This is a genomic window from Brucella daejeonensis, assembly GCF_014199265.1.
GTDB lineage: Bacteria > Pseudomonadota > Alphaproteobacteria > Rhizobiales > Rhizobiaceae > Brucella > Brucella daejeonensis.
Window position 1 is genome coordinate 318,218 of the sequence record NZ_JACIJG010000002.1, and the last position, 23,366, is coordinate 341,583.

Genomic DNA, 23,366 nt, shown 5'->3' on the forward strand with positions numbered 1-23,366 from the left:
TTTGTAGCCTTGTGAAAATATTGATTAATTCCTTGATAAAGTTTGCAAAAAGCGAGCGAAAGCCATTTTTCTGCGATAATTCTGTAAACTTCTCTGGACAATTGGTACGTTTTTGGCATTAATTTCAGCAGAAGGGGAACGCAGTACCGCTGAGGGCAGGGATCACGCGGAATTGGGAGGAAGACCGCCGGCGGTGGCCGGTACTTTTCTCCGGCGCAAGGAAGTGATCGCACCGAAACGGTCTGGCGTATTTCGCCTCTTTGCGTGTTCGCGCTACAAAAGGGAGAAGGTCAAATGGTTCGCAATACGTTGAAACTCATGCTGCTGGGTTCCACGCTTCTGGCGTCGGGATCGGTCGCGCTTGCTGAAGACGTCACGCTGACGATCGAAAGCTGGCGCAATGACGACCTGCAGATCTGGCAGGAAAAGATCATCCCGGCTTTCGAAGCCAAAAATCCGGGCATCAAGATCAATTTCGCACCGAGCGCGCCGACGGAATATAATGCGGCCCTTAACGCCAAGCTCGATGCCGGTTCGGGCGGCGACCTCATTTCGTGCCGTCCGTTCGATACGTCGCTTGAACTCTTCAACAAGGGCAAGCTTGCCGATCTGACCGACCTCGAAGGCATGAAGAACTTCTCCGACGTCGCCAAGTCCGCCTGGACCACCGATGACGGCACGAAGACCTTCTGCGTGCCGATGGCTTCGGTCATCCACGGCTTCATCTACAACAAGGACGCGTTCGACGAACTCGGCATCACGCCTCCGGCGACGGAAGCCGAATTCTTCGCGATGCTCGACAAGATCAAGGCTGACGGCAATTATATTCCGATGGCCATGGGCACAAAGGATATGTGGGAAGCCGCAACCATGGGCTACCAGAATATCGGCCCGACCTACTGGAAGGGCGAAGAAGGCCGCAAGGCTCTGATCGCGGGCGAGCAGAAACTTACCGATCCGCAATGGGTGGAGCCGTTCGCGGTGCTCGCCAAGTGGAAGGATTATCTGGGCGACGGTTTTGAGGCGCAGACCTATCCGGACAGCCAGAACCTGTTCACGCTCGGTCGCGCCGCCATTTTCCCGGCTGGTTCATGGGAAATCGGTCTGTTCAACACACAGGCCCAGTTCAAGATGGGTGCTTTCCCGCCGCCGGTGAAGAACGCAGGCGACGCCTGCTATATCTCCGACCACAACGATATCGGCATCGGTCTCAATGCCTCGAGCAAGCACGCCGAACAGGCAAAGGTGTTCCTGAACTGGGTCTCCTCGCCTGAATTTGCGGAAATTTACGCCAATGCGCTGCCGGGGTTCTTCAGCCTGAACTCGACCGCGGTAAAGATGAGCGATCCGCTGGCGCAGGAATTCGTCTCCTGGCGTGAAAAGTGCAAGCCGACCATCCGTTCGACTTATCAGATTCTGTCGCGCGGCACGCCGAACCTGGAAAACGAAACCTGGGTTGAATCGGCCAATGTCATCAATGGCACCGATACGCCGGAAGCTGCTGCCAAGAAGCTGCAGGACGGTCTCGATAGCTGGTACAAGCCAGCCAAGTAATTTATAAATTCACGGGCGGTGTTCCCTGGAACCACCGCCCGTGCGCATTCTGACTTCCCGTCGGCGCAATCCGGCGAATGAAATGTCCAGAGCGCGTTTCGATCTGGTTCACCAGATCGGCGCTCTCATTCTTTGGTTTCACGCGCATCTCATCCGAAAGCCGTTTCACACTTTCCGGGATGCGTTCTAAAAGAGCGATACCGTATGAGCCAGCCTGCCGACCTGCCGATCATTGCGCAAAAACGCCCCAGGCGCTGGCACATTCTCGTGTTTCTTCTGCCCTGTGTCTTCATCTATACGGTGGTGATGGTCCTGCCGCTGATCGAAACGCTCAGGCAGGCCTTCTTCAATGTCGTTGACGGACAGCGCAGCTTTGTGGGCTTTGCGAATTTCCAGATGCTTTTCGGCGATCCGAACTGGTCGCGCGATTTCTGGAATGCCTTGAAAAACAACGTTATATTCTTCTGTATTCATATGCTGGTTCAAAATCCGATCGGCATTTTGCTGGCTGCAATGCTGTCACTGCCAAAGCTGCGCCTTGCCGCTTTCTACCGCACGGCGATCTTCCTTCCGACGCTTTTGTCCTTCGTGATCGTCGGCTTCATCTGGAAGCTGATCCTGTCGCCGATCTGGGGTGTCGCGCCGTGGATGATGGACATCGTCGGCCTGAAATGGCTGTTCGGTCCATGGCTTGGCAAGGCCGATACGGCGCTTGTCACCGTGTCGCTCGTCTCGGTCTGGCAGTTCGTCGGCATCCCGATGATGCTGATCTATGCGGCACTTTTGAATATTCCCGATGAAATTATCGAAGCTGCCGAATGTGACGGCATCACCGGTTGGAGCCAGTTCTTCAAGATCAAGCTGCCGCTGATCCTCCCGTCCATCGGACTGATCTCGGTCATGACCTTCGTCGCCAACTTCAACGCCTTCGATCTGATCTATTCGATGCAGGGCGCGCTGGCAGGCCCCGACAAGGCAACCGATATTCTGGGCACGTTCCTTTATCGCACCTTCTTCGGCTTCCAGCTTCAACTCGGCAATCCATCCATGGGCGCAACGATTGCCGCGGTGATGTTCCTCATCATTCTGGCCGGCGTGTCGCTCTATCTGTTCGGCATCCAGCGCCGTATGCGCCGCTATCAGTTCTGAGGAGCGAGAACCATGTCGAAAGCACGCACTTCGCCCGTTCGCACCACGCTCGTTCACGCGGCCCTGATCTTCTACATGCTGATCGCCGTGTTCCCGGTGGCGCTGACATTGATCAATTCGCTCAAGAACCGCAATGCGATCTTTCGCACGCCGCTCCAGCTTCCGACACCGGAAAGCTTCAGCCTTATCGGCTATGAGACAGTGCTGAAGCAGGGTTCGTTCCTGACCTATTTCCAGAACAGCACCGTCGTTACCGTCGCGAGCATTTTCCTGGTGATCCTGTTCGGGGCCATGGCGGCGTTCGCGCTCGCCGAATACCGCTTCAAGGGCAACACGCTGATGGGGCTTTATCTCGCCATCGGCATCATGATCCCGATCCGGCTTGGTACGGTGGCGCTATTGCAGGGCATGGTGGCGGTCGGGCTGGTCAATACGCTGACATCGCTGATCCTCGTCTATACGGCGCAAGGATTGCCGCTTGCGATCTTTATCCTGTCGGAATTCATGCGCACCGTGTCGGACGATCTCAAGAATGCCGGGCGCATAGACGGCATGTCGGAATATGCGATCTTCTTCAAGCTTGTGCTGCCGCTGATCCGTCCGGCAATGGCCACGGTCGCCGTCTTCACCATGATCCCGATCTGGAACGATCTCTGGTTCCCGCTGATCCTCGCACCTGGCGAAGCCACCAAGACGGTTACGCTCGGTTCGCAGCTCTTCATCGGCCAGTTCGTCACCAACTGGAATGCCGTTCTCTCGGCGCTGTCGCTGGCAATGCTGCCGGTCCTCATCCTCTATGTTCTCTTTTCGCGGCAATTGATCCGCGGCATCACAGCCGGAGCAGTCAAATGAGTTCAGTAACCGGGGCGCCCGTCCGTGTATTGTCTGCCGGGCTCGGCAATATGGGCCGCAGCCACGCGCTTGCCTATCACCGCAATCCGGGTTTCGAGATCGTCGGCCTCGTCAATCGCACGAAGGTCGCGGTTCCCGACGAACTTGCAGCCTATGAAATCCACCCTTCCTTCCATGAAGCGCTGAAGGAACTGAAGCCCGATCTCGCCTGCGTCGCGACCTATTCGGAGAGCCATGCCGAATACGCCGTCGCGGCCATGGAGCAGGGGGCGCATGTCTTCGTGGAAAAGCCGCTCGCAACCACGGTCGAAGATGCGCGCCGCGTGATCCACTGCGCGCGGGCCAACGGGCGCAAGCTCGTCATCGGCTATATTTTGCGCCATCATCCGTCCTGGATGCGGTTGATTTCGGAAGCGCGCGGCCTCGGCGGACCTTATGTCTTCCGCATGAACCTCAACCAGCAATCGAGCGGCGCGACCTGGGAAACCCACAAGAACCTGATGAACACCACATCGCCCATTGTCGATTGCGGCGTGCATTATGTGGATGTGATGTGCCAGATCACCGACGCAAAGCCGGTGGAGGTGCGTGGCATGGGCCTGCGCCTGTCCGATGAGATCGAGCCGGACATGTATAATTACGGTCACTTGCAGGTGCTGTTCGATGACGGCACGGTCGGCTGGTACGAGGCAGGCTGGGGGCCGATGATGTCGGAAACGGCCTTCTTCGTGAAGGACGTGATTTCGCCCAATGGCTGCGTTTCCATCGTGATGAACGAGGCTGTCACCAAGTCCGACGATGTGGATGCCCACACCAAGACCTCGACCATCCGCGTACACCGCGCCGAACGGGGACCGGACGGCAAGTTCCTGAAACCCGACACCGATCTTTCCATGGCCGACGAACCGGGCCATCAGGAACTGTGCGAGCGCGAGCAGGCCTACATGCTCAAGGCCATAGCCGAGGATATCGATCTCAACCGTCATATGGACGACGCGCTACAGTCGCTGCGCATCTGCCTTGCGGCAGATGAAAGCGTGCGCTCGGGCCAACCGGTAAAACTGTAAGGGAATTTGTTACGTGGGATCGCTGCTACTAAAATCGATACACAAGCGTTACGGTGCACAGGAAGTCCTGAAAGGCATCGATCTGGAAGTGCAGGACGGCGAATTCATCATCTTCGTCGGCCCTTCCGGCTGCGGTAAATCCACGCTTCTGCGCTCCATCGCCGGGCTGGAAGACGTGACTTCGGGGCAGGTGCTCATCAACGGTGAAGATGTGACCGTCACGCCGCCGTCGAAACGCGGCATTGCCATGGTGTTCCAATCTTACGCGCTTTATCCGCACCTCACGGTCAAGGACAATATGGGCCTTGGCCTTAAACAGGCCGGGACGCCGAAGGACCAGATCGAAAGCCGCGTGAGCAAGGCTTCCACCATGCTGGCGCTCGATCTCTATCTTGCCCGCCGTCCGGCGGAACTGTCCGGCGGCCAGCGCCAGCGCGTCGCCATCGGCCGCGCACTGGTGCGTGAGCCGGAACTGTTCCTGTTCGATGAACCCCTGTCGAACCTCGACGCTGCACTCCGCGTCCAGACCCGTCTTGAAATCGCCAAGCTGCACCGGGAACTGAAGGCGACGATGATCTACGTCACCCACGATCAGGTGGAAGCCATGACGCTTGCGGACCGGATTGTCGTTCTGAATGCAGGCAATATCGAGCAGATCGGCTCGCCAATGGAGCTTTACAACAAGCCCGACAATCTGTTCGTCGCCGGTTTCATCGGCTCGCCGCAGATGAATTTCATCGAAGGCGCCCGCATCGGCGATGCGGCGGCAAAGACTGTCGGCATCCGCCCGGAACATCTATCCGTCAGCAGCGACGCCGGCAAATGGAACGGCAAGGTCATCCATGCCGAACATCTCGGTGCCGACACGATCCTTTACGTGGAAACAGAAGCAGCGGGCCTGATAACGGTGCGCCTGTTCGGCGAACATCACCACAATGAAGGCGACGTCATCTTCATTTCGCCCGACGATGCCAAGATGCATCGCTTCGATGCGAACGGGAAGGCGATCCGCTGATCCGCATATTGAAGAATATTCGTGTTCGAAACCGCGCCAACCGGCGCGGTTTTTTCTTGTCCATCATCAGAATCGCTACCGGTATCCGTTGCGTGCCAACGCAAGAAAGTGTGGACACAATGTCTCACCTGACCGCATTTTCCATTCCGTAATCCTCCCATATCGGCCAGAATAGTACCGATCAGTACTGACGCGCCCGTCAATCATTCGCAAGAATGTTGCGCAAGGCAATATTATTTCTTTCCATATAAAACAGCCCGGAAATCATGGGAATAAACTTATTTCCTCGAGGGCGGCGCGAACGCGTTGTGCGATCCAGAGAACCGCTTTCGTTTAAACCTGGTCGTGCCGATGAAAAATATTCTTGCTTTATTTTGAAAGCCACTTCACCCTGAATGAAGTGAAGCCGGAGGAGGAAAAACCGGCTTCATGTCGCATGGGAGGAGCAGTCGGTTTTCCTTCGGGAAGATTGCGCTGGCGGGGCCTGGGGAGGTCTTGCTGAACATGCCGCACCGATGCCTTCAAGGGCGAGGTCGCGGTTTTGGCGCTAACCGCCTATAATCTTTCATTCGACTATCAAATGCCAGTATTGCGAGGTATGCCCGCATGAGCGACGATGTCGTACTATCCCTGCATGTCCCCGAGCCTGAATGGCGCCCCGGTGACGTGCCGGACTTTTCCCACGTGAAGATTCCGCGCGCCGGTAGCGTCAGAAGGCCGGAAGTCGATGAAAAGCCGGAAGCGATGCGCGATCTGGCTTTCAGCATCATCCGGGTTCTGAACCGCGATGGCGAGGCGGTCGGCCCATGGGCGGGCACGCTGAGCGACGATGAGCTGAAGGAAGGTCTGCGCCACATGATGACCCTGCGGGCCTATGATGCCCGCATGATGATGGCCCAGCGGCAGGGCAAGACCTCATTCTACATGCAGCATCTGGGCGAGGAGGCGGTAAGCTGTGCCTTCCGCAAGGCGCTCACCAAGGGCGACATGAATTTCCCGACCTATCGGCAGGCGGGCCTGCTCATCGCCGACGATTACCCGCTCGTCACCATGATGAACCAGATTTTCTCCAACGAGCACGACCCATTGAAGGGCCGCCAGCTCCCCGTCATGTATTCATCGAAAGAACATGGCTTTTTCACCATTTCCGGCAATCTCGCAACGCAATATACGCAGGCCGTCGGCTGGGCGATGGCGTCCGCCATCAGCCATGATACGAAAATCGCCGCGGCATGGATCGGTGACGGTTCGACGGCGGAAAGCGATTTCCACGCGGCACTGGTCTTCGCCTCGACATACAAGGCTCCGGTCGTGATGAATATCGTCAACAATCAGTGGGCGATTTCCACCTTTCAGGGCATTGCGCGCGGCGGTTCCGGCACTTTCGCTGCACGTGGCCACGGTTTCGGCATCCCGGCGCTGCGTGTTGACGGCAATGATTATCTGGCCGTTCATGCAGTCGCCAAATGGGCGGTGGAGCGGGCGCGCCGCAACCTTGGCCCCACCATCATCGAATATGTGACCTATCGCGCTGGCGGACATTCCACCTCCGACGATCCATCGGCCTATCGTCCCAAGGCCGAAAGCGATGCATGGCCGCTTGGCGATCCGATCCTGCGTCTCAAGAACCATCTCATCCAGCGCGGTGCGTGGTCTGACGAACGCCATAAACAGGCCGAGGCCGAGGTAATGGACCTCGTGGTCGCGGCTCAGCGTGAAGCGGAAGCCATCGGCACGCTGCATGACGGGCGCAGACCGTCCATGCGCGACATGTTCGAGGATGTCTATGCCGAAACGCCGCCGCACCTTATCCGCCAACGTCAGGAAGCGGGGTTCTGATCCATGACGAAAATGACCATGATCGAGGCGATCCAGAACGCCCACGATATCGCCATGGAACGGGACCGTAAAGTCGTCGTGTTCGGTGAGGATGTCGGATATTTCGGCGGTGTGTTCCGTTGCACCGCCGGTTTGCAGAAGAAATACGGCAAGGATCGTTGCTTCGATGCGCCGATCAGCGAGCTTGGCATTGTCGGCACGGCCATCGGCATGGCCGCTTACGGCTTGCGCCCCTGCATCGAAGTACAGTTCGCCGACTACGTCTATCCCGCCTACGACCAGATCGTTTCGGAAGCCGCGCGCCTGCGCTATCGCTCGGCGGGCGAATTTACCTGTCCCATCGTGATCCGTATGCCTTCCGGCGGCGGCATCTATGGTGGCCAGACCCACAGCCAGAGCCCGGAAGCGCTGTTTACCCACGTGTCCGGCCTGAAAACAGTGATGCCGTCAACGCCTGCCGATGCCAAGGGGCTGTTGCTGGCGGCGATCGAAGATCCCGACCCCGTCATCATGTTCGAACCCAAGCGGCTTTATAACGGTCCTTTCGACGGTCATCATGACCGCCCCGTCACATCATGGAAAAAGCACGATCTGGGCGATGTGCCGGAAGGCTATTACACCGTGCCGCTCGGCAAGGCCGCGATCCGGCGAGAGGGGAGCGATGTGACCGTGCTTGCCTATGGCACCATGGTTCACGTCGCACTTGCTGCAGCGGAAGAAACCGGGGTTGACGCCGAAATCATCGATCTGCGCACGCTTTTGCCGCTCGACACCGAAACCATCATGGCGTCGGTCAAAAAGACCGGGCGCTGCGTGATCGTGCATGAAGCAACGCTGACCTGCGGCTATGGCGCGGAGTTGGCGGCACTGGTGCAGCGCGATTGTTTCTATCACCTGGAAGCGCCGGTCATCCGCGTCACCGGCTGGGATACGCCTTATCCTCATGCACAGGAATGGGCTTATTTCCCCGGTCCCGACCGGGTGGGGCGCGCCTTGACATCGATTATGGAAGCCTGAGGGGAGATAAGATGGCTCTGTTTACGATTAAACTCCCCGATGTCGGCGAAGGCGTTGCCGAGGCCGAGCTTGTCGAATGGCATGTGAAGCTTGGCGATGTCGTTCGCGAAGACGATCTTCTCGCCGCCGTCATGACAGACAAGGCAACGGTGGAAATCCCGTCCTCCCGCGCCGGAAAGGTCGTGGCGCTCAACGGTGAAGTCGGCGAAAAGATCGCTGTTGGTTCCGAACTCGTGCGCCTCGAAATTGAAGGCGGCGCGACAGAAAAGGCTGAAGAGCCGGAACCCGAAGCGCCTGCGCCGGTCGAAACCAAGCCGGACGTCCCTGCCGCGACCCAAGCGCCGGTTCTCCTGCAAACGCCCGTTCCCGAAAAACCCGCCACGCCGAAGCGCGAGAGCGCGAGCCGTCCCTTTACGGGTGCCGGCCCGGTTCGCGGCGAAGGGGAAAAACCGCTCGCCACACCGTCCGTCAGATTGCGGGCGCGGGATGCTGGCATCGACCTGCGCCGCGTACGCGGCACAGGTCCGGCCGGGCGCATCACGCATGAGGATCTCGACGCCTTTTTCCAGATGGAAAGCGGTGCCGCACCGGCCCTGTCGGGCTATGTGGCCGATACATCCATCAACGAAATCAAGGTGATCGGCCTCAGGCGCAAGATTGCCGAGCGCATGGCGGAAGCCAAGCGCCATATTCCTCACATCACCATTGTCGAGGAGGTGGACGTCACGCAGCTTGAAGACCTGCGCGGCGGTCTCAATAACGAGAAGAAGGAGGGGCGTCCGCGCCTCACGCTTCTGCCCTTCATTATCCGCTCCATCGTCAAGGCGGTGAAGGAACAGCCGGGGCTGAACGCGCATTTCGATGACGAGGCGGACATCATTCGTCAGTTCGGCGGCGTGCATGTCGGCATCGCCACCCAGACGCCGAACGGGCTGATCGTGCCGGTGGTGCGCCATGCCGAAAGCATGACCGTATTCGCGACGGCAACGGAACTGTCGCGTGTCACGGAAGCGGCGCGCAACGGCACCGCCAAACGTGAGGAACTGACTGGCTCCACCATTACCATCACGTCGCTCGGACCTCTTGGCGCAATCGCCACCACGCCGATCATCAACCGGCCGGAAGTGGCCATTGTCGGCATCAACAAGATGACGGTCCGACCCATGTGGGATGGCACGCAATTCGTGCCGCGCAAGATGATGAACCTGTCGTGCAGTTTCGATCATCGCGTGATCGACGGCTGGGATGCCGCCGTCTTCGTGCAGAAGCTGAAAAGCCTGCTCGAAACGCCCGCAATGATCTTCGTGGAAGGCTGATAGAATGAGCGAGATTTCCTGCAAGCTTCTGATTATCGGCGGCGGACCCGGCGGCTATGTCTGCGGCATACGTGCCGGTCAGCTTGGCATCGACACTGTTCTGGTGGAGAAAACCCGCCTCGGCGGCACCTGCCTCAATGTCGGCTGCATTCCGTCCAAGGCGCTGATCCACGCGGCAGACGAATTTCATCGCCTGACGGGTTTCACGGCGAAGAGCGCGCTTGGCATCACCGCTGAAAGCCCGAAGATCGATTTCGCCAGAACCGTCGAATGGAAAGACGGCATCGTCAACCGCCTCAACAGCGGCGTGGCGGGACTGCTGAAACGGTCGCGCGTGCGCATGTTCCACGGGCAGGCGCGGTTTCTGGACGGCAAGACCGTCCTGGTAGATACCGATACGGGCCACCAGACCATTCATGCCGAAAATATCGTGATCGCGACCGGTTCCGTCCCAGTGGAGGTGCAATCGCTGCCGTTCGGCGGCAATGTCATTTCCTCGACCGAGGCGCTGTCGCTGGAAAAGATACCGACGAAGCTGGCCGTTGTCGGCGGCTATATCGGGCTGGAAATCGGGACGGCCTTTGCCAAGCTAGGCGCGAAAGTCACCGTGGTCGAGGCCACCGACCGAATCCTGCCGCAATATGATGCCGAACTGACACGCCCCGTCATGGCAAGGCTGAAAGCGTTGGGTATCGAGGTTCTGACCGGCACATCGGCCAAGGGGCTGTCGTCGGATGGAAAGGCGCTGGAAGTATTGACAGCGGACGAAAGCACGAAAACCATCGAGGCGGACAAGGTACTCGTCACGGTCGGGCGAAAGCCGCAGACCGACGGCTGGGGCTTGAGCGAAGTCCGGCTCGATATGGACGGGCGCTTTATCCGCATCGATGACCGCTGCCGCACCTCAATGCGCGGAATTTATGCGATCGGCGACGTTACCGGCGAACCCATGCTGGCACACCGAGCCATGGCGCAGGGCGAAATGGTCGCCGAGATCGTCGCGGGCGGAAAACAGGTCTGGGACAAGCGGGCAATTCCCGCGGTCTGCTTCACCGACCCGGAAATCGTGACGGTGGGCCTGTCGCCCGACGAGGCGCGCAAGACCGGGCATGAAATCCAGATCGGCATTTTCCCGTTCCAGGCCAACGGCCGCGCCATGACGATGGAACGCGACGACGGCATGATCCGTGTCGTCGCGCGCGCCGACAATCATCTCATTCTGGGAATTCAGGCGGTCGGCGCGGGTATCTCCGAACTGTCGTCGGCTTTCGCTCAGGCAGTCGAAATGGGTGCGCGGCTTGAGGATATTGCGGGAACGATCCATGCGCATCCGACCATGGGCGAGGGCTTTGCCGAAGCGACCATGAAGGCGCTCGGTCACGCCTTGCATATCTGACCTTACGATTTCCGCTCGTGCCGCCAGACAAAAATGGCGGCACCGGCAACCATGGCGGCCAGCGCAAACCATGTGATGGCATAGGAAAGATGGCTGTTGCGGAACCTGACCACCGTCAGCCCCCCCACCGGCAGCTTGCCGGGATTGGAACTTGCATCCGCATCGATGAAATAAGGCGCGACCGGCCCCAGACCGGCCTTGGCCGCAAAGGCCGCGACGTCGCGTGAATTCCAGTCGTCGCGCGCCGGATCGTTGGGACGCAGGAAGAAACCGCCAGGTTCGGGCATCCGCAGAAGGCCGGTCACGGTCGTTTCGCCTGCAATTTGCGTTTCCGCCTGTCCCAATGTACCGCGCCCGTCGCTCGGCACGAAGCCGCGATTGACGAAAGTCAGCGCGCCGTCGCCTGAGCGCATAGGTGTCAGTACCCAGTAACCCGCTCCCCGCTCGGTCAGCGCATGAACCAGCACCTGCCGGTCGTTCAGATAGGTTCCCGTCAGCGTGACATGACGATATTCGTCATCCGTCGCATTGACATTGGCCCAATCGTCCTTGCCCGGTGCCGCGACGGGTTCAGCATGGATGTGCGCGTCGACGCGCGCGATGAGGTCAAGCTTCCATTGCAGACGCTCCACCTGCCAGACACCGAGGCCGACAAACAGGAGGAAGAAAATCGTGCCCAGCACGACCATGAAACCAAGGAAGAAACGGGAATGTTTCCTGACATTCTGCTGGTTTTGTGCGCTGGTGAAGGGCATGTTTTTTCCTTAGGCAGGGAAATCCTTGATCCCCATCCAATACTCCAGTCGTCAGCCTATAAAAAGAGCGCGATAACCAAAAGAGCGTGAGCGGAAAGGTCGCGTCCGTGATCGAAATACGGAAATGGACAGGCTTCCACCGGAAGCATCGGCAATGAATTTGCGGAAACAATGACAGCGCCTGCTGCGCTGGCGCGCGCATGGCGCTGCAAAGAAACTCGATACTCGCATCATCCATCAGGCGAGTTTATGAATTTTCCGCCGACGATGGGAATAACCACCCTTCGCAAGACGCAGGACGTTGCAAACCTGCGTCTTGTCGTTGGATGGTTTGGGCATCTGCGCATGGATACGCTGCAATATTTGCCGCGTAACGGCCCGGTCCTTGTCGGTAGGGCCGATAATTATGCTCTTCATCGATCATTCTCCCTGTTTATGGGCGCAGGGCGACCATCTGGTTACCCCGGCCTGATGTCAAGAATGTACGAATGAATGAAGTATTAACCAAATTTTAACTATTGACAAGCGCATTCACGCAACAGTTTCGATTCCGCCAAAACGGCTCTCGCCATCTTGCTGAAACCACCCTGACAAGCTCATGGAATGACAGAGAAAAGCCGGGGCACACCATGACCCCGGCCTTCTATAAATGCTCATCTAGTCGCGATTGCCTGTCAGTATCTCGCGCTTGCCGACATGGTTGGCAGGGCCGACCAGACCGTCCTTTTCCATCCGCTCGACGAGCGAGGCGGCGCGGTTATAACCGATGCCGAGGCGACGCTGGATATAGGAAGTCGAGCATTTCTTGTCGCGCATCACGACCTTGACGGCCTGTTCATATACGTCGTCGCCATCTTCAGACCCCATCGAGGTATTGTCGAACACGGCGGCTTCCGGCGCAGCCTCTTCTTCTTCCTCATCTTCCGTGACGGTGGCCAGATAATCCGGGCGCCCCTGCTCCTTCAGATGGTTGACCACCTTTTCGACTTCCTCGTCGGAAACGAACGGGCCGTGGACGCGGACAATACGACCACCGCCTGCCATATGCAGCATGTCGCCCTGGCCAAGAAGCTGTTCGGCGCCCATTTCGCCGAGGATCGTGCGGCTGTCGATCTTGGACGTGACCTGGAAGGAAATACGGGTCGGGAAGTTCGCCTTGATCGTGCCGGTGATGACATCGACCGAAGGACGCTGCGTCGCCATGATGAGATGAATACCGGCAGCACGCGCCATCTGCGCCAGACGCTGGACAGCGCCTTCAATATCCTTGCCCGCGACCATCATCAGGTCGGCCATCTCATCGATGATGACCACGATATAAGGCATCGGCGTCAGGTCTAGTTCTTCCTGAATGTAGGTCGGCTCACCCGTTTCCTTGTCGAAGCCGGACTGAACCGTGCACATCACCGTCTCGCCCTTGCCCTTGGCGGAGGCCGAGCGCTGATTGAAACCCTCAATATTGCGCACGCCAAGCCGGGCCATCTTGCGATAGCGGTCTTCCATCTCGCGCACGGCCCATTTCAGGGCAACGACGGCCTTTTTCGGATCGGTCACGACTGGCGTGAGGAGATGCGGAATACCGTCATAGATGGACAGTTCCAGCATTTTCGGATCGACCATGATCAGGCGGCATTCTTCCGGCTTGAAGCGGTAGAGCAGCGACAGGATCATCGTGTTGATGGCAACCGACTTGCCGGAACCGGTGGTGCCTGCCACCAGAAGGTGAGGCATCTTGGCCAGTTCCGCGATGATAGGCTCGCCGCCGATGCCTTTGCCAAGGCAAAGCGGCAGGCGGTAATTCGATGCCTCGAAGGTGCGGCTATCGATCATCTCACGCAGATAGACGGTTTCGCGATTGGCGTTCGGCAGTTCGATGCCGATAACATTGCGACCCGGAACGACGGCAACGCGGGCGGAAAGCGCCGACATGGAGCGGGCGATATCGTCGGCAAGGCCGATAACACGGGATGATTTCACGCCCGGAGCCGGTTCGAATTCATAAAGTGTAACGACAGGGCCGGGGCGGACATGGATAATCTCGCCGCGCACGCCGAAATCTTCCAACACGCTTTCCAGAAGTCCCGCGCTGCGCTCCAGCATTTCCTGTGTGATGACGTTTCCGTCCAGTACGGGCGGCATTTGAAGCAGATCGCGCGGCGGGAACTCGTAAGTGCCGTGAATGACTGGCGCCTCCGCGCGGGGGAGGGGCTGCGGCTGATAAAGAGCGACCGAAGGTGCGGCCTTTGCCGGAGCGGGCGCCTTGGCGACCGGGCTGGCGATCTCGACCTCTTCGGCGACGTGTTCTTCAGCATCCGCGACCGTCAATACGACTTCGTCTTCCGTGGCTTCGCCGGCAGTTTCAAGGCTTGGCTCGATAGCCGCCTCCGCAGCTACTTCAGCGACAGGCTCGACAGCTGCCTGCGCCGGGATTTCCTGTGGAGCAGGCGTCGCGACGGGCGCGGGAGTTTCAGCCGCCGGCTGCGGCACGGTTGCGACTGCCGGTTCCTCGGCGGGCTGCTTGGACCATTCGCGAATGCGAAACTGCGCAAGAATGGACTCAACTGTCGGCGCGGGCTTGCGCGGCTCGACGGGAGCGACCGATACAACAGCGTCCATCATGGTACGTTCCGTTGCCGGAACGAGAGCCGCATCGACATCGCAGCCTTCCCAGAAGGCGAAATCGGACAGATAGGCAAACGCCGAAGGTTGTGCCGGTGTTTTCGCGGCGACCACAACCGGAGCAGCTTCCAATACGGGCGCGACAGGTGCTGCGACGGCAACGGGCGCTTTCGGCACGATGGGCGGCGTGGGCGCAACAGGGGAGCGAACCATGCCGAGCGACACGGTCTCTTGCAGTGCCGCAACGGCCATCGGTTGAGATTCGGCCACTTCCCCCACGTTGGCGGCAGAAGCATCTTCTGCGGCATCACCATGCGAACGTTCGCTGATTTCCGGCAATTCCTCACCGCGACGGCGCATCAACTCCGCTTCCGGTGTGCGGGTAAACCGAACGTTCTCACCGAGCGAAAAGTGGATTTTCCAGGCATCGTCGCTGGCTGGATTGTGACTTCCCGTCTGACCGCGAGACAGTTTCGGGTCTTGGGCGTTCTCTGTACGATTTCCGGTAGACTGGGGGAAATTTTCTCTCAAATTACGCATGATACCTGAACCATAGATACTGTCGCCTGAATGAGCCCAAGTAATAGAAAATGAAGGTTAACAACCTCCTTCCGAAACGGCTCGAATGAGAGAAATTTATCCGGCAGGCGGCAATGCCGTCTGTTATGGAACTAATCAATCAAGACCTTCGGTTGCATATGATTATAAATATAATTCAATAAATTAAAGAATATTCTTATTATGATATATGAGGAATAAGACAATCATTGGTAGTTTTGGCCGCCTGTAAATTCCGCCGCTCCGGCACTGTTGCGGAACGGCGGAAAGGACTCACCTGCTTGCCGAGGTCAATCGCGCGCAAGCGCCACGACGGGATCGAGTTTGGAAGCATTGCGGGCTGGCACGAAGCCGAAACCGATGCCGATCAAGCTGGAGCAAAGCAGCGCGATGACGATGGATGCCGTCGAATAGATGAGATGGAACATGGTGTTGAACTGTGCGAACAGCACGCCGAATCCCGCCGCGAACAGAACGCCCAGAATGCCGCCGATGAGGCAGACGAGTGCCGCCTCGATGAGAAATTGCTGCAATATATCGCTCCGTCGCGCCCCGATGGCCATGCGGACACCGATTTCATTGATCCTTTCCGAAACGGCCACAAGCATGATGTTCATGACGCCGATGCCACCCACGAACAGCGATATGCCTGCGATGCTGGAGACGAGCAGGGCCAGTGTCGCGGTCGTTGCCTGAATGGTCTTCTGCAAAGTGTCGGTGTTGAAGATCGAGAAATCCTTCTCTCCATGACGTTTGGTCAGAAACGCCGTGATCACCTTCTCCGCTTCCGCCGCATCCATGGTGTCGGCAATCCGCACGATGACCATCTGCAACGAGCGCGAACCGGTCATGCGGGTCCGCACCGTGGTATGGGGGATATAGATTTCCAGTGTCTGTGCGGAACCCATTCCGCGCTCCTCGGCTTTCACAACGCCGACGATTCGAACCGGGACATTCTTCAAAAGGATGATCTTCCCGATCACGGACCCGGTTTCGTGTGGGAAAAGGGTGGTTTTGGCGGTTTCGTCGATCACCGCGACCTGTGCCAGGTCATCGACGTTGCGCTGATCGAAGAAACGTCCTTCCAGAAGCTTGCTGTTGCGCGTAACGAAATATTCCGAGCCGACCCCGTTGACGGAGACGCTGACCTCCTTGCCATCGACGCGGACGGTGGAACTCGTCGTGTCAGAGGGCGTCGCCGCCACCACATAGGGCAGTTTCGCCATCTCGGTCGCATCGCCTATATTGAGCGTGGTGATCTGCGCCGCCTTCAGATCGCCAAAGCCCTTGCCGGGCGTGATATAAAGCGTATTGGTGCCGAGATCGCTGATCTGCTCCAGAATCTGCCGCTGCGATCCCTGGCCGAGCGCCACGACGCAGACGACCGACGCCGTGCCGATGATGATGCCGAGCATGGTCAGGAAAGTGCGTAACCGGTGCGCATTCATGGAACGCAGCGCCATCACGAATGCTTCGCTGAAACGGTCACGCATACCGGCGAGGAAACCGGGTTTCTCCTCCTGTTTTGCGGACAGGGGGGCAGGCGGCGGTGCAACCTCATCCTTCCGCGTGTCGGAAACGATCTCGCCATCGCTGATCTCGATGATGCGGCTTGCCCTCGCGGCCACCTGCCGGTCGTGGGTGACGATGATGATCGTGCGCCCTTCTCGGTTCAGTTCCTGCAGGATGCCGAGGACTTCCTCGCCGCTATGACTGTCGAGCGCGCCGGTCGGTTCGTCGGCCAGAATGACATCGGCATCGTTGATGAGCGCACGGGCGATGGAAACGCGCTGCTGCTGCCCGCCCGATAGCTGGCTCGGTCGGTGATGGGTGCGCTCGCCCATGCCGAGCCGCCGCAGGATGTTTTCGGCCTTCGCGCGGCGTGCCGTCTTGTTCTGGCCCGAATAAATGGCTGGAATTTCGACATTTCCGACCGCATCCAGTTCGCCCAACAGATGATAGCGCTGGAAAATGAAGCCGAAATGCTCACGCCGCAGTTCGGCCAGCTCATCGGCCTCGAGCTCCGAGGTGGCGCGACCCGAAATCAGATACTCGCCCTCCGAAGGACGGTCGAGACAGCCAAGAATGTTCATCAGCGTGGATTTGCCCGAGCCGGACGCACCGATGATCGCCACCATCTCACCGCGCTCGATGGTCAGGTTCACATGGTTGAGAACCGTCGTGAAATCCTCGCCCGATGGATAGCGTCGGGAAATGCCCGTGAGCGTGATGAGCGGCGCTTCACTCATGTCACATTCCAGTCGGGCCGGCGGGCGCGGACTGGTTGTCGATCACGATCTTGTCGCCCTCGTTCAGTCCCGACCTGATTTCGGTGTTGATCCTGTCGGTAATGCCGGTCTCGACCGTCCGTTCCTCGATCTTGTCGTCTGCCGTGACGACACGAACCATGGCCTTGTTCTCCACCTTCGCGTCGCGAAGCGCGGATACGGGAGCGACAAGCACATTCTTCGCATTCGCCAAAACGATATGAACTTCCGTCGTCATATAGGTTCTGAGCAGGCCGTCTGGATTTGGAACGCTGAAAATCCCCTTGTAATAGATCGCCGAAGCGGTTGCCGTGCCCGCCGCGGCTGTCGCTGTTGTCGTCGTGAAGCTCTTGTCGCTTACGATGGAATCCGGCGCCGGTTCGATCTTTTCCAGCCTGGCATCGTAGCGCTTCGTATTCTGGCCCGAGATCGTGAAATAAAGCGGCATTCCCTCACGCACCTGCGTGATATCGGCTTCCGAAATATCCGCTTCGACGGTCATCGTGTCGAGCTGCCCCAGAATGGCGATGGTCGGCGCGCTCTGCTCGGCATTGACGGTCTGGCCTTCCTGCACCACGGCCGCAAGGATCGTACCGTCCACCGGAGCGGTGATACGCGTATAGGCGAGGTTGGTTTCGGCGATCTGCACATCGATTTTCGATACCGCGATGGCCGCTTCGCTGTTGGCGACCTGCGCCTCCTTGGATTTCAGCGCGCTGACGGCCTTGTCATATTCCGCTCGCGCCACGGCGTTCCTGCCGATCATCATCTGGTTGCGGGCGAGATCCTGCCGGGCAAGTTCCAGTTCGGCCAGATATTGCGTCCGGGTCGCTTCGTTCTGACTAAGCGTGGCCTGCGCCTTGTTCAGCTCGTTCTGCTGGTTGGTGGAATCGATCAGCGCCACCACGTCACCCGCCTTGACCTGCTGCCCCGGCGCCACCTTGAACGAGAGGATGCGCCCCGTCGCCTGCGCGCCGATGGCGACAAGGCTCTTCGGCCGCAGGGTGCCGGTGGCGAGCACCGAACTTTCAATATCGCCCCGCGCAATCGCCATCGTGGCAGGCAATGGCTCCTTCTGCGTCAGATAGCGCATGACGAAATATCCGGCGATCAGCAATGCGATGAGGACAGCCAGCCAGAGGCGCCAGCGAAAACCGCGTTTCTGCTTGGATTTCATAATGGTCTCTTATCCGTTGTCAGCGGCGGCACGGGCGTTCTCCTGACGATATGCGGCCCTGTGCGGCCGTCGACGACTTCGGGTTTCCCGACCTCGACAAGCCCGTTCCAGCCGCCGCCCAAAGCCTTTTGCAGCGCTACATAATTGACGACCAGTTGGGTTCTGGTCTGGCTCAGATTGTTTTCCGCGGTCAGAAGATCGCGCTGCGCGGTCAGCACATCGACAAAGCTCTTCGTGCCTGCCCGGTACTGTTCAAGCGTCAGTTGATTGATCTTGCGGCTGTTGCTGACGATCCTCCGCAACTGCGCCGCCCGCAACCGGTTCTGGTTGAGCGACACGCTGGCATTCTCGACTTCGCTCAGCGCCGTCAGGATGGCTTTACGATAGGCGATGAAGGACTGGTCGCGGGCCGCTCTCGCAGCTTCCACATCAGCGTTCAGCTTGCCACCCTGAAAGATCGGAACCGTAAGGCTCGGCCCGAAGCCCCAGCTGATCGTCGACAGCCTGCCCAGATCGCCGAAACTCGCCCCGCCCGTATTGATGTTGCCGGTCAGCGAAACAGACGGATAAAGCAGGGCCTGTTTCTGCCCGACGCTTGCGGTGGAACTTGCATAATCGCGTTCCGCAGCCCTTATATCCGGGCGGCTGGACAACAGGTCGGCGGGCAGTCCGGCAGACACTTTGCGCGGCACGGTCGGGATCGAGCGCGGTTTGTCCAGAACGGCCGCAAGCGCCGACGAGGAACGCCCCGTAAGCACCGAAAGCTGGTTCAGATATTGCGCGTAATTGATCCGCAGACCCGGTATCTGCGATTCCGTGGTCGCGGCCTGCGTTTCCGCACTCAGAAGATCGACCTGCGAAATCTGTCCGGCTTCGAGCTGGCTACGCGTGAGCGCCACTGTCTGCCGCTGCGACGCGGCATTGCGCTGAGCAATGGCGATGTCAGCCTGGGCACCGCGCAAATTTGCATAATTGGTGGCTATGTCGCCGATGAGCGTGACCAGTGCTGCCCGCAACTGTTCATTGGCGGATTCGACATTGTAGTAAGCGGCCTCGACGCCGCGCTTGTTGCCGCCGAAAAGGTCGAGTTCCCATGTCGTGTTGAAGCCGAGGCTGGACTGGTCCCCGGACGCCGTTACCGGACCGTCGGACCTCTGGTACTTTCCGGCTCCCTTAAGGTCTGGATAAAGCCCGCCGCCCGCCGATGTGAAATTGGCGCGCGCCTGACGAACCTTCGCCTTGGCCGTCGCCATATCGGGACTGCCCGCAATCCCGTCCGCGATCAATTGGTCCAGAAGGGGATCGCCAAGGCGGTTCCACCAGTCACCGAGACGGGGGGCCTGCGTTCCGGTCTTGCTATTCCAGCCCGAAGGCGTCAGCACATCCGGCTTGCGATAGTCAGGACCGACCGCGATGCAAGCGGCCAGTAGCGGAGCGATACTTCCCAAAACGGTCAGGCGAACAAGCGATATCGTCAAAAATCGGGTCCTGAAATTCGGCATTGTCTACGGAGAGCATATCGACCGCCCCGGAAACGAAGCGCCCTTTATATCCACAAGGAATATGCGCCGAAAGCCCACATTCGAGGGACCTTGTTAAAGGCGACAGCGACTCATGGTTGAGCGCATATTGCCACTTTCCTCATCGTGGATCAGGGTTTGATGAGCGGCAATGCACAGGAAATAAGGACGGTTAGTTCCCATGAATTTCCAGCCAGTCCGCAAGCGAGTGGCGGCTCGCAGCCCTTCCGCGCATGGGTTCAGCCATGCACATCGAATTGAGAACGGCCTCCTGTGTCGCCTCGGCGGCGGCGCGGAACAGCGTATCGATACGGTTTTCGTTCAGCACGGCGATATTGAACACGTCCCTCTGCTCGTCGTGGTCGAACGTGACCGCCGTGGAAAAGCCGACCGCGATGTCGCCGCTTCCGTGCCCCCAGAAGGAACCGAGACGCGCCAGCCCGGCGCCACAGCGGCGGGTTACGCGCCTGAGCTGGCGGTGTTCCATCGCTACGTCCGTGGCCAACACCAGAATGACTGACCCCTTCTCCGGCTGGGGGGCGGCCTTCGAGGAGGGCATCCGCCCATCGGGAAGCACCAGATCGCCAGTACGCCCGAAATTGGTCAGCGCCAGAATGCCAAGATGATGCACCATCCCGCCAAGCTCGAACTGGCGCGACGACGTGCCGATGCCACCCTTGAAGCCGAAGCAGGTCATGCCTGTTCCGGCGCCGACATTGCCTTCAGCGACCCCCGGTCCCGCATCCCGTAAAGCCAGCCTTGCATCGTCTTCCGTGACCGCCATCGCCTGAATATCATTCAGCGGCCCGTCATTGCATTCAAGCACGACCGGATTGACGGTCGCCGTCGTGCGCCCGATATCCGGGTTGGCGGCAATCGCCTCGCGGATCAGGGTATTGGCGCAGGTGCCGACGCCGAACGTATTGGTAAGCAGGATCGGCGTTTCAAGCGTCCCCAGTTCCTCGATCTGGACGAGGCCGGTACTTTTGCCGAAACCGTTGATGACATCGCAGGCGGCCAGAACCTTGCGGCGATAGAGATTGCCATTATGCGGGAGAATGGCCGTCACGCCCGTATTGATATCGCCCTGGCGCAAGGTGCGATGGCCGACGAGAACGCCCGGAACATCCGTGATGGCATTGTTCACGCCGGTCGGCATCGCACCGCAGGTGATACCGTAATCGCGAGCCGTTCCGGCCATCCTGTTTCTCCCGTGCAAATCAAAAGTGGTGAGGCCATTCCTACATACATGAAAGAGCCTGACACCAGCCCGAAATCGCAAGAATTTCAGAGCACCGGCTCGGCGCTGTTTCTCGCAAGTTCCATGTAGATTTCCTGCAAGCGGCGGGTTATCGGCCCCGGCTTGCCATCCGCAACGATGTGATCCGCGATGCCGACGATCGGCGTCACGAAGCTCGATGCGCTCGTCAGGAACGCTTCTTTCGCAGCCTTCGCCTCATCGACAGTGAACAGGCGTTCCTCGATCCGCAGGTTCTGCTCTTCGGCAATGCTGATGACCGCCCGGCGCGTGCAGCCCGGAAGGATGGCATGGGAGTTCGGGCGCGTAACCAGCACATTGTCGCCGGTTATGATGAAGGCCGTCGAGGAACCGCCTTCCGTGACAAAACCGTCTTCGACCAGCCACACCTCGTGAAACCCCTTGCTTCTGGCCTGCTTCTTCGCCAGCACCTGCGCAAGCAACATGACGGTCTTGATATCGCGGCGGGCCCAGCGCGTATCGGGCGCCACATCCACCCGCACGCCATTGAGTACCGACGGGGCATTGGCGAGATTTTTCGCCTGGGTGAACATCACGAAATTCGGCTTGATATCGTCCGCGTAGTTGAAATCACGCTCGGCTTCGCCGCGCGTCACCTGCATGTAGACGACGCCTTCGCGCAATTCGTTGCGGCGGATCAGTTCGATCTGGGCGGCGCGGATATCGTCGAGCGAAGCGGGCAGGGGAATGCCCAGTTCCCGGACCGAACGTTCCAGGCGGGCAAGATGCAGTTCATTGTCGACGAGACGGCCATCGATGATGGCACTGACCTCGTAAATCCCGTCGCCGAAAAGAAACCCTCGGTCGAACACCGACACTTTCGCTTCGTTCTCGCCAACGAAGGCGCCGTTCAAATAAATTTCCCTGGCCAAAGCACGTCCTCGGACAACTGAATGATAGATGTGGAAAAACGGTACGGAAAAACTTTTAAGGCTGCCAATGCTATGTTTTGCAATGACTATGCAGAAATTGCATAAGAAAGTACCGCAAGTTGCCTTGAGGATGACTCGCACCCTTCTTCCCTGAAAAGGCCCGAAAAAAATGGAACTGAAATGGCTGGAAGACTTCATTGCGCTGGCGGCAACGTCGAGTTTTTCACGCGCGGCTGATGCCCGGCACGTGACGCAATCGGCCTTTTCCCGCCGCATCAAGCAGTTGGAACTCTGGTTGAGCGTAACGCTCGTCAACCGGGCCACATTTCCCGCCGAACTGACCCGCGAGGGCAGGGCCTTTCTGCCTGTCGCGCAGGACGCGGTACGCCAGTTCTACAATACCCGCAAGGCGCTGCAACCGAACCGCGAGGTGCAAAACCCTGTCCTTACCTTTTCGGCCCTGCACACATTGACGGTTACATTCTTCCCGCAATGGCTGAAGCAGATCGACAACGATATCGGCGGCATCCGTTCCCTGCTCAGCCCCGACAGAGGTGGTTTCGAAGACAATATCGCGACACTGACCGAGGGCGAGGTCCATTTCTTTCTCACCTATGCCCATAATTCGGTACCGATCCTCGTCGATCGTACGCAATTTCCCTACATCGTGCTCGGCACCGAGCGGCTGATGCCTGTCTCGCGCCCTTCCGGCAACGGTCCGACGCTGGACCATGCCATCGCCAGCGGTGAACCGCTGTCCCATCTGAGCTATGGTGATTTTTCCTTTTTCGGCGCCGCACTGTCGCAGAAGTTCGGCGCTGCGGCAGCGTTCAAGCGTCAGGTCGTGCATGAGAACACCATGTCCATCGGATTAAAGGCCATGGCGCTAGCGGGCTGGGGCACGGCCTGGCTGCCGGAAAGCCTCATTCTGGACGAATTGCGGCAGGGTGAACTTGTTCCCGCTTCCGCAGACACCTCATGGGATTTCCAGACCGAAATCCGCATCTATCGCCACGATGCGCCGCTTCCGGCCCATGCCGAGAGTTTCTGGGGTTATTTGCAGGCAAAAGACCGGACGGTACCCCAAAAGGGCGATTGACAGCGATAGATTAGA

17 protein-coding genes and 2 pseudogenes are annotated in these 23,366 nt (G+C 58.9%); 10 read left to right on the plus strand and 9 right to left on the minus strand.

Annotated elements, in window-relative coordinates; genetic code table 11:
- The first annotated feature begins 294 nt into the window (after window positions 1-294).
- From FHS76_RS03790 to lpdA, 9 genes are all read left to right on the plus strand, one after another.
- Window positions 295-1,554 carry an ABC transporter substrate-binding protein gene (locus FHS76_RS03790; RefSeq protein WP_183648295.1) on the plus strand — a complete coding sequence of 420 codons (1,260 nt, stop codon included), beginning with the start codon at window positions 295-297 and terminating at the stop codon, window positions 1,552-1,554.
- 204 nt (window positions 1,555-1,758) lie between these two features.
- Window positions 1,759-2,703, plus strand: a complete 945-nt coding sequence (locus FHS76_RS03795) for a carbohydrate ABC transporter permease (RefSeq protein ID WP_183648298.1) — start codon at window positions 1,759-1,761, stop codon at window positions 2,701-2,703.
- Window positions 2,704-2,715: 12 nt separating this feature from the next.
- Window positions 2,716-3,555: a carbohydrate ABC transporter permease gene (locus tag FHS76_RS03800; protein WP_183648300.1), complete on the plus strand. Its 840-nt coding sequence runs from the start codon at window positions 2,716-2,718 to the stop codon at window positions 3,553-3,555.
- Complete coding sequence (locus tag FHS76_RS03805) at window positions 3,552-4,622, plus strand: Gfo/Idh/MocA family protein (protein ID WP_183648303.1); 1,071 nt, start codon at window positions 3,552-3,554, stop codon at window positions 4,620-4,622. Before FHS76_RS03800 ends, FHS76_RS03805 begins: the two co-directional genes overlap by 4 nt.
- Before the next feature lie 13 nt (window positions 4,623-4,635).
- Complete coding sequence (locus FHS76_RS03810) at window positions 4,636-5,637, plus strand: ABC transporter ATP-binding protein (RefSeq protein WP_183648306.1); 1,002 nt, start codon at window positions 4,636-4,638, stop codon at window positions 5,635-5,637.
- A 606-nt stretch (window positions 5,638-6,243) separates the two neighbouring features.
- Window positions 6,244-7,476, plus strand: a complete 1,233-nt coding sequence (locus FHS76_RS03815; protein ID WP_183648309.1) for a 3-methyl-2-oxobutanoate dehydrogenase (2-methylpropanoyl-transferring) subunit alpha — start codon at window positions 6,244-6,246, stop codon at window positions 7,474-7,476.
- A 3-nt stretch (window positions 7,477-7,479) separates the two neighbouring features.
- Window positions 7,480-8,493, plus strand: a complete 1,014-nt coding sequence (locus FHS76_RS03820) for an alpha-ketoacid dehydrogenase subunit beta (protein WP_183648312.1) — start codon at window positions 7,480-7,482, stop codon at window positions 8,491-8,493.
- Window positions 8,494-8,504: 11 nt separating this feature from the next.
- Window positions 8,505-9,809 carry a dihydrolipoamide acetyltransferase family protein gene (locus FHS76_RS03825; protein WP_183648315.1) on the plus strand — a complete coding sequence of 435 codons (1,305 nt, stop codon included), beginning with the start codon at window positions 8,505-8,507 and terminating at the stop codon, window positions 9,807-9,809.
- 4 nt (window positions 9,810-9,813) lie between these two features.
- On the plus strand, window positions 9,814-11,205 hold the full coding sequence (gene lpdA / locus FHS76_RS03830) for a dihydrolipoyl dehydrogenase (protein WP_183648334.1): 1,392 nt from the start codon (window positions 9,814-9,816) through the stop codon (window positions 11,203-11,205).
- 2 nt (window positions 11,206-11,207) lie between these two features.
- Here the strand turns inward: lpdA and FHS76_RS03835 are convergent, their stop codons facing one another.
- From FHS76_RS03835 to FHS76_RS03870, 9 genes and pseudogenes are all read right to left on the minus strand, one after another.
- Window positions 11,208-11,960: an SURF1 family protein gene (locus FHS76_RS03835; RefSeq protein WP_328700431.1), complete on the minus strand. Its 753-nt coding sequence runs from the start codon at window positions 11,958-11,960 to the stop codon at window positions 11,208-11,210.
- Window positions 11,961-12,197: 237 nt separating this feature from the next.
- Entirely contained in the window at window positions 12,198-12,377 is a 180-nt protein-coding gene (locus tag FHS76_RS03840) for a hypothetical protein (protein WP_183648337.1), read from the minus strand.
- Window positions 12,378-12,617: 240 nt separating this feature from the next.
- A pseudogene (locus FHS76_RS03845) lies at window positions 12,618-14,666 on the minus strand (DNA translocase FtsK); the annotation flags it as partial.
- A gap of 54 nt (window positions 14,667-14,720) precedes the next feature.
- Window positions 14,721-15,119: pseudogene (locus FHS76_RS22865) on the minus strand (DNA translocase FtsK); the annotation flags it as partial.
- 308 nt (window positions 15,120-15,427) lie between these two features.
- The gene (locus tag FHS76_RS03850) at window positions 15,428-17,386 is read right to left on the minus strand and encodes a MacB family efflux pump subunit (RefSeq protein WP_183648343.1); all 1,959 of its coding nucleotides are present in this window, start codon (window positions 17,384-17,386) and stop codon (window positions 15,428-15,430) included.
- 1 nt (window position 17,387) lies between these two features.
- Window positions 17,388-18,581: an efflux RND transporter periplasmic adaptor subunit gene (locus tag FHS76_RS03855; RefSeq protein ID WP_183648347.1), complete on the minus strand. Its 1,194-nt coding sequence runs from the start codon at window positions 18,579-18,581 to the stop codon at window positions 17,388-17,390.
- Window positions 18,578-20,059, minus strand: coding sequence for an efflux transporter outer membrane subunit (locus FHS76_RS03860; protein ID WP_183648352.1), 1,482 nt, complete (start codon window positions 20,057-20,059; stop codon window positions 18,578-18,580). Before FHS76_RS03860 ends, FHS76_RS03855 begins: the two co-directional genes overlap by 4 nt.
- 214 nt (window positions 20,060-20,273) lie before the next feature.
- Window positions 20,274-21,302, minus strand: a complete 1,029-nt coding sequence (locus FHS76_RS03865; RefSeq protein ID WP_183648355.1) for a DmpA family aminopeptidase — start codon at window positions 21,300-21,302, stop codon at window positions 20,274-20,276.
- Between the two features lie 86 nt (window positions 21,303-21,388).
- Window positions 21,389-22,234 carry a D-amino-acid transaminase gene (locus tag FHS76_RS03870; protein WP_235992554.1) on the minus strand — a complete coding sequence of 282 codons (846 nt, stop codon included), beginning with the start codon at window positions 22,232-22,234 and terminating at the stop codon, window positions 21,389-21,391.
- Between the two features lie 187 nt (window positions 22,235-22,421).
- On the opposite strand from FHS76_RS03870, the gene FHS76_RS03875 reads away from it, so the two are divergent.
- The gene (locus FHS76_RS03875) at window positions 22,422-23,351 is read left to right on the plus strand and encodes a LysR family transcriptional regulator (protein ID WP_183648360.1); all 930 of its coding nucleotides are present in this window, start codon (window positions 22,422-22,424) and stop codon (window positions 23,349-23,351) included.
- Window positions 23,352-23,366 lie beyond the last annotated feature (15 nt).

Excerpts from the sequence above, each read along its gene's own strand:
- FHS76_RS03790 (WP_183648295.1), top strand. The coding sequence starts at position 295 with ATGGTTCGCAATACGTTGAAACTCATGCTGCTGGGTTCCACGCTTCTG.
- FHS76_RS03795 (WP_183648298.1), top strand. The coding sequence starts at position 1,759 with ATGAGCCAGCCTGCCGACCTGCCGATCATTGCGCAAAAACGCCCCAGG.
- FHS76_RS03800 (WP_183648300.1), top strand. The coding sequence starts at position 2,716 with ATGTCGAAAGCACGCACTTCGCCCGTTCGCACCACGCTCGTTCACGCG.
- FHS76_RS03805 (WP_183648303.1), top strand. The coding sequence starts at position 3,552 with ATGAGTTCAGTAACCGGGGCGCCCGTCCGTGTATTGTCTGCCGGGCTC.
- FHS76_RS03815 (WP_183648309.1), top strand. The coding sequence starts at position 6,244 with ATGAGCGACGATGTCGTACTATCCCTGCATGTCCCCGAGCCTGAATGG.
- FHS76_RS03820 (WP_183648312.1), top strand. The coding sequence starts at position 7,480 with ATGACGAAAATGACCATGATCGAGGCGATCCAGAACGCCCACGATATC.
- FHS76_RS03825 (WP_183648315.1), top strand. The coding sequence starts at position 8,505 with ATGGCTCTGTTTACGATTAAACTCCCCGATGTCGGCGAAGGCGTTGCC.
- lpdA (WP_183648334.1), top strand. The coding sequence starts at position 9,814 with ATGAGCGAGATTTCCTGCAAGCTTCTGATTATCGGCGGCGGACCCGGC.
- FHS76_RS03835 (WP_328700431.1), bottom strand. The coding sequence starts at position 11,960 with ATGCCCTTCACCAGCGCACAAAACCAGCAGAATGTCAGGAAACATTCC.
- FHS76_RS03840 (WP_183648337.1), bottom strand. The coding sequence starts at position 12,377 with ATGAAGAGCATAATTATCGGCCCTACCGACAAGGACCGGGCCGTTACG.
- FHS76_RS03850 (WP_183648343.1), bottom strand. The coding sequence starts at position 17,386 with ATGAGTGAAGCGCCGCTCATCACGCTCACGGGCATTTCCCGACGCTAT.
- FHS76_RS03855 (WP_183648347.1), bottom strand. The coding sequence starts at position 18,581 with ATGAAATCCAAGCAGAAACGCGGTTTTCGCTGGCGCCTCTGGCTGGCT.
- FHS76_RS03865 (WP_183648355.1), bottom strand. The coding sequence starts at position 21,302 with ATGGCCGGAACGGCTCGCGATTACGGTATCACCTGCGGTGCGATGCCG.
- FHS76_RS03875 (WP_183648360.1), top strand. The coding sequence starts at position 22,422 with ATGGAACTGAAATGGCTGGAAGACTTCATTGCGCTGGCGGCAACGTCG.